Below are 7,293 nucleotides of genomic sequence, written 5' to 3'. Positions count from 1 at the left end.
ATTTTTAGATACGTGCTTAAAGGCTGTCTCAAAGTGAGGCAGCCTTTTATATTTTTTGAAACTTTTATTTATCCTGTCCAATGTCTAATCGGTCAAACTTTCCTTCGGAATTCTTATGAAATTTGAAAAATACAGGAAAAGTTCCCCATTGTCCGGCTTTAAAATTCCCGTGAATATCCTTACCTTCATTTTCAACACGGTCTATACTGAGGAATAGCTCTTTGCCGAGTGCATTGACAAAAAAGGATTTAAAATCTACTTTATTGCCATCATCCGTCATAGCAGGGTTCTCAGTGAAGAAGCTGTACCAGCTTTTATCTCCTGTTTGAAGGGCTTCTATAGCTTGTTTTACCTGTGGGTCTGTTATTTTTGATAAATCCATTGTCTGTTGTTTTTTTGAAGTTGATGCTGAAGCTTGTTTTTCTTTGACTGTTTGTTGGGCACAGGCTGTACCTGAAAGACCTATAGCCAATACTATAGCAAAATTGAAAGAGTTCATATCAAAGCTAATTTTTAAGTGGATGTTGAAGATAAATAATCAACAGGTTTAAAAAAAGAAAAGGAAGCTCTATGAGTACTCCTTTAAAATCTTTATCCATAAGATGAAAACAGATGATGAGCAGAATACCTGCGGCCATCAAAAAGTTTCCTCAGACAAATGTTTTGGGAAATAAAATCAGTATGGAAGCAAGAATAGTAACCGCACCGTTAATTATTAGTCCGGTTTTATCAAAGCCCCATTTCCCGAACATCGCAGTCATTTCAGGTTTTCCTGAAATCATGGCAATTCCTTGTTTAAAGCCCATGAAAACAGCGGTAAGAATAAGAATTGAATTAATAATTTTTAAAATCATATCGGTGTTTTTTATATTGAGTAAGTACAAATATCCATGAAATGAATGATTTACGTATGGTGAATTTTTCGGAATTTAAAACAACGGATAAGTTTTCTTCAATAATAATCTCAGCTCTGAACGATTTTATTATTCATTTTAAAAAAAGGAAACCACAATTTGGCTTTACAAATTGTGGTTTCCGATAATTAAGAACTATTTAACTATGACTCTGTTTTCAGGTATCCAAAATGCAATGCAGGTTCTTTACCAAATAAACAAGAGAAAATATTCTGGAACTCGTGGATATACTTACATTTAATGGTATTTCCATAAATTTTCAGTCCTTCCAGTATTTTTCTGGAACTCAGGTCGATATCGTATTTGATAAAAGATTCCGGTCTTTCATATCTTATGCTCTGATCAGAACTGTAAGTTTTTGAAAAACCAAATTTCTCAAGCCATTCTTCTGTGATTTTGATAGGCCTGATAGAGTCTGCCGGAACTGAAATACTGTGGATATCATTTTCAATTTTAACAAAATATTCCTGCTCTATACTCTGAAAAATCTCAGTGATCGTGTAAATCTGATTTTTGTACTCGACTAAGTTTTTGATTTTAAGATCTGCTACGTTCATAATATTTTGAATTTTAGTGATGATATGGTGTTTTATAAAGTATCAAATATTATGCCTTGCATCGTATTGTAAGGCCATGTTTTCGTGAAGATTAGGTTAAATTTTTAATAGAAAAAATTAAGAGTATGTTAAAATGAAAGGAGGAAAGCCGGTTAATGTTATTTTCTTCCTAAACAAATGTGGTATGTGTGTGGTATTAGTTTTTTTTGTCTTTTGGAGAAGTATTGGCCGTTGCCAGAAGAAGTGCAACCACGACAGAAATAAATGAGAAATGCAATAAAAATGTTCCAGGAGTAGGAGTGGAGCAGATATCCGGTGCCACTTCCCAGAATACTGGATCCAAAGTAATAGAACAGCCAGTAAATAGATGTTGCTGAAGATTTACCTCTTTTGGCATAGAGGGCTGCCATCTGACTGGCCATGGTATGTGCTGCAAAAAAAGAAAAAGTAAATAATCCAAGCCCAAAAATAAGGATATAAAGGTTTTCGGATAGTAATAATAAAGCACCTACCAGCATACTGAGAATAGAACCTTTTAAAATAGTATCTGCTGGTATTTTTTTGGAAAGTCGTCCCACTGTCATCGTCCCAAAAACCCCAAAGATATACATCAGGAATATAAAAGCAATGATAAAATGGCTTAAAGAAAATGGTTGTGCCTCCAATCTGAAAGTCAGATAATTATAAACACTCACAAAGACTCCCATAACAAGGGCTGCAATAAGATACAACCGAAGCATATAAGGATTGGTGAGGAAAAACTTCATTTGTTTTATCTTAAGGTGATAATCTGTTTTCTGTGGATTGAAAAACTGGGATTCAGGAAAAAGTTTCCAGAAGATAATACCCAGGATCAGGCTTTCTATCCCGATTACAAGAACCGCGTTACGCCAGCCTAATTCGCCGGCCAGAATAGTAGCCAAAATTCTACCGCTCATGCCGCCAATAGTATTCCCGCTAAGATACATACTAATGGCAGCACCTATAGCTGCCGTGTTTACTTCTTCTGTAAGATAGGCCAGAGCAACTGCTGAAACTCCGGAAACTACAAATCCTTTAAAAATCCCAATAGCAATCAGGAGGCTGAGACTAGGAATCCATGTTGAAATAATAGTTAATACGGCAGATGAGATTAATGAAAAAGTCATCAGCCGCTTTCTTGAGTAGCTGTCTGCTTTAAAGGCAAAGAATAATAATCCCAATGCCATTCCGATGGTGGATGATGAAACCAGTAGGGAAGTGTCTCCAACAGATACATTAAAATGTTCTGCAGCCATGGGCAGCATAGGCTGAAAAAGATAAAGCTGAGCAAATACCGAAAGTCCGGAAAAGAAAATACAAAGTTTAATATATCGGAAACGTTGGCTTCCTTGATCTGCTTTTTCCAATGGATTCATAATATTTTGCAATTATAATGCAGAGATTTCTTAGAAAATAGGATGCTGTAAATTTCCTGAATATTTTTTAATTGTAAAAATCATTCAATAATTTCCCTCTTTAAATTTTCTAACCTATTCATCAGTGCATCATTTCATATACTTTGATAAGTTCTGCAATATTGGCTACATCTAATTTCTGGAAGATCCTTTTTTTGTAAGTGCTTACTGTTGACATCTGAATGTTGAGCCTGTTAGCAATTTCAAGGTTTCCATTTCCGTCTGCTAAAAGCTTAAAGATTTCATATTCCCGTGACGACAGCTTTTCTGCGGGATTGCTTTTTTTATTTTGAATGATAAGCCCTATCAGTTCTGCCGGGTAAAAATACCCTTTTTCAATAACAGACCGTACTGCATTTTTAATTTCTTCCTCGCTGCTTTGTTTGTTCAGGTAGCCCTCAGCTCCTTCCCGGATATATTGTATGGCTACATCCTTATCATATCCCGAAAATACAAGGATTTTAATATTATGCTGTATGGCTTTAAGTTCAGAGATCATTTTTTTATATTGAGTACCAGGCATATCAATGTCTAGAATCAAAAGACTGTAATCTTGGGACTCCAACATCTTCTTTACCTCTGCGTAATCCTCTGCGAAATCTATCTTCAGTTCCGGAAAACCGGATTCCAGGACCAATGCGGTTCCTGCCCTGACTACATAGTGATCATCAGCAATTAAGATTCTTTCATTCATAGTAAATTAGTTTTTATTGAGCATTAATTCCACAATTGTTCCCTGAGGTTGGTTATGTCTGAAATTGATTTCAGCATTTATTTTTTTTACCAAATGAATAACCATGTGCAGTCCAAGGCCTTTTCCTTTAAAGCTTGGAGTCTCCAGTTTAGGATTTTTGAATAAATCCATGTACATATTAATTTGTTCATCCGGCATACCTGCTCCCGTATCAGAGATTGTTATGGTGATTTTCTGATTAATTTCTATTGCATTAAGGTGTATCTCCCCATCAAAGGTATTTTTTACCGCGTTATCAAGAATATTATGGATAATAGCTGTTAAAATGCTTTCATTAACACTGGAATACACATTGTTCTCCACAATATTAATAATCTTTGTTCCTCTTTCTTTTGCAATTTCGCAGAACAGTTTTTTCTTTATCTCCAAAATCCTGTTCACCAGATATTCCTCTTCCTCAAAAATATTCTCAGCTTTATAAAGTTCAGTATATTCTTTCAGATTCAGGGTGAACTGATAAAGCTGTTCAGAAGATTTATAAATACTGTCAAAATACTTTTTCTGAAGCTCCAGATCATCAGATTCATGAAGTTTCTGGGAAAGCATTGCAATAAACCTGATAGGAGTGGTAATATCATGGCTAATGGTCTCCACCAGTTTTTTCTGATATTCAGTTTCCTTTCGTAAATCACTTTTTACCACCTCAAGATTTAAAGATGTTTCCTTTAACTCCGAATTTTTATTGTGGACAATCTGTTTCAGTACTCTGTTTTTTATTCTTAAAAAATTGGTCATCAGCTGAACAATCACAATGATGATCAGTAAAATGACAATGGATATGGAAACACGGAATAACAACGTCTGATAAAAGAACGGCTGAATTTTGAAGCGGATAGACTTTTGAATAAATTGGCCATCCGGTGAAATTAACATTCTTACGCTCAGTGTATAATCTCCGGGTGCGAGATTGCTGACGTTGTACTTTAGCTCTTTTCCGGTAGTGACAGGTTCCCATTCAGAATTTTCATTTCCGGATATTTTTGCCTCTAAATAAAGGTTTTCCAGATTGGAATAATAAGGAATATCAATAAAAATATCTGCTGTTTTATAATTTTTTTGAAGATCAAGGATATGATGAAAATATTGAGGCTCTGAATTTCCGATCCTCACTCTTTCTATATAAATCTTATTAGGGTCCGGATAGAAGGTTCTGACAGTTTCCGGATTAAAAAATACAAATCCATCCATTGAAGGAAACACAAAGTCTCCATTTTCCAATGCATAGGCATTAGGTTGTGAACTACCGTTGAATTCATTGGTAAGGAAACCATCCCTTTTAGTAAAACGATAATAATAAACAGGACTTTTCCCATCCTGTGCATATTGAAGCAACTGTTTTTTAGGAACTTTAAAAAGCCCGTTATTGGAAGATATCCAGTAGAACCCCTTTTTGTCTTCCAGAATATAATGGGCCGACATAAGGTAGCTGCTTCTGTCGGTAGGCATTTTAATGAGCTTTCCGTCTCTGAAAAGATAAAAACCACTTTTATTGGTCATTACCCAGATCAGATTATCCTTTGTTCTGATGATACTCTTAACATGAATGTTTTTATGAACAGGAGCTATGGTTTTGCTTCCCAATATAATAGAATACAGACCATCACTGCTACCCACTAAGATTTCGTTTTCATTGTACTGAAAGAAAGTATTGACAAAACTATTAAACTCATAGGTATAATCCGGTTTTGAAAATGGATCATTCTTAAATATCTGAAGCTGACTCTTCGAAGAATCCGAAAATGAAGCCCCATAAAGATTTCCGCTCTGTAAAAAAGCCTGAAACCCCTGTCTTATAAAAGTAGAATCCTTTCTTTTATAACCGGAATCTTTGTAGAATTTAATGACGCTGCTTCTTTTCCTGATCAGGATGTTTCCCGCCTTGTCGTACATCATCAGATAATTGTCATTATTACCAAAAGGATACTTCTTCACTATTCCGTCCCTTCCGAACTCTGTTCCATCTTCTGCAATGATGGTACTCTTACTGAAGGGTAGAGAAGCGTAGTAAACATTGTTGGAGAAGTCCTCTTTCTTTTTAGCCACATAAAAATCCGATAACTTCAGAATATTTAGTCCATTGTTTAAAGTTCCGAGATAAAGCTTGTTGAATTTCCAGCCATAAAACATAGAACAATAGGAGTGACTTCCTATTTCATTGTACGTAACAAGAAATTTAAGCGAAGGTATATTGGAGTTTCCCGTTACAATGTAAATATCATTATGATTGATGACAAAAGTCTGATTGGTAATCTGTTGCCAATAGATTCTTGTGTTAGGGTCATTAAAAAGATTCGGCTTATCCTGAACAGAAACTTTTCCGTTATCAATAGAATAAGTTTTCCTGTGTTTTATATCATTAATAAAAAGAACTTCATTAAATACGAACATATTGTTCAGATCCTTATTGGAAAATGGAATAGATATTTTTATTTCATTTCCCTTATTATCTTTATAAATGATAAGGTTATTTTCAGTGAAATGGTAGGTTGAATTCTTAAGCCTTACAACATACTGTATATCATTGTAAAAATTACAGGCCAGAATGTTATTGGCAACCCGGTGCACAAATTCATTTCCCATTGTGAAAGTTATTCTATCACTGCTGTGAAGCTCTGTCAGTTTAGGAAATCTATTTTTAATAATGACCTTGTTCTCCTGGAAATCATTAAGAACGGTAATGCTGTCCCGAGAAGGGTCACCAATGAATTCACCAAAATGAAGGTTGTTGATTCTAAAATTATTGAACGTAATGAAGGAGCTTCCATCATACCGTACAAGGCCATTTTCAGTGGCGATCCAGATAAAACCATACTTATCCTTAACAATAGCCTTTGCACTGCTTTGTGGAAGTCCATTGTCAATATTATACCAGGTAGAAGTATAGCGCTGTCCGTATATGTTGAAATATAAGCAAGTAAAAAACAATGCCCAAACTCTCATGCAAAACTGATCTGTGTCTCTTGCTAAAGCAAAAAACGGTTAATAATAGTTTTTCTAAAAGTCGAAGTTTTTTTAAAGGGTAGGAATGATTGGAAATAAATTTTTGTCATTAATTTTTTTGTCTCTGTGCTTTAAGTGTTAAATGGTTTCGTTTGATGGTGTAAAAATAATGAAATTATATAGATAAATCAGCATGTTTTGATTTGTTTTATTATAAGTTTTGTCGGTATTTACTGATAGTGACACTGATATAAGTCGACTATTTTGTAGTAATATTTCTACATGCTGTGATAATTTTCACACAATCACATATAATAAAACATACGAATATCTGATATTTCAATTTTTTAGAAAATACTACCTTATGAAAGCTCATAGTATCAGGCAAGATATAAGGAGAAGGTTGCCGGATGTTATTATTGGAATATAAAAATAACTCTGCTGCTTATTTGCTGTTTCCTATATTGTCTTGCTAATAGATTTTTTTATTAGACTATGTAGTAAAAGTTTTACAAAAATATGATGTTTATTCTACAGTTTTTTTTTGATCAGATACCACAGACTATTTATTTTTGCAAACAGTTCCCACAGTGATAAAAGAAGCTTGCTTATTGCAATAAAAGTTCTAAGAACACAAATGATTTATCTCAAGAAAATAAAGGTCTCCTCATGAGATCTTTTTTTTTGATTGA

Annotated in this window: 6 protein-coding genes; all 6 read right to left on the bottom strand. The window is 34.3% G+C overall.

Going from position 1 to position 7,293, the window contains the following annotated elements:
- Window positions 1-64: 64 nt before the first annotated feature.
- Window positions 65-499: a hypothetical protein gene (locus BBH99_RS06680; RefSeq protein ID WP_083188766.1), complete on the bottom strand. Its 435-nt coding sequence runs from the start codon at window positions 497-499 to the stop codon at window positions 65-67.
- 151 nt (window positions 500-650) lie between these two features.
- On the bottom strand, window positions 651-854 hold the full coding sequence (locus tag BBH99_RS22725) for a hypothetical protein (RefSeq protein WP_228390757.1): 204 nt from the start codon (window positions 852-854) through the stop codon (window positions 651-653).
- A gap of 203 nt (window positions 855-1,057) precedes the next feature.
- Entirely contained in the window at window positions 1,058-1,471 is a 414-nt protein-coding gene (locus BBH99_RS06670; protein ID WP_066693684.1) for a hypothetical protein, read from the bottom strand.
- 158 nt (window positions 1,472-1,629) lie between these two features.
- A complete protein-coding gene (locus BBH99_RS06665; RefSeq protein ID WP_228390756.1) occupies window positions 1,630-2,868 on the bottom strand; it encodes an MFS transporter in 1,239 nt (412 codons plus the stop codon).
- A gap of 121 nt (window positions 2,869-2,989) precedes the next feature.
- Entirely contained in the window at window positions 2,990-3,601 is a 612-nt protein-coding gene (locus BBH99_RS06660) for a response regulator transcription factor (RefSeq protein WP_066693682.1), read from the bottom strand.
- Between the two features lie 6 nt (window positions 3,602-3,607).
- On the bottom strand, window positions 3,608-6,601 hold the full coding sequence (locus BBH99_RS06655) for a sensor histidine kinase (protein WP_066693680.1): 2,994 nt from the start codon (window positions 6,599-6,601) through the stop codon (window positions 3,608-3,610).
- Between the last annotated feature and the right edge of the window lie 692 nt (window positions 6,602-7,293).

It is taken from the genome of Chryseobacterium contaminans (genome assembly GCF_001684955.1).
GTDB classification, from domain to species: Bacteria; Bacteroidota; Bacteroidia; order Flavobacteriales; family Weeksellaceae; genus Chryseobacterium; species Chryseobacterium contaminans.
Note: the sequence above shows the minus strand (reverse complement) of the source record. Positions and strands in the feature narration are given on the sequence as shown.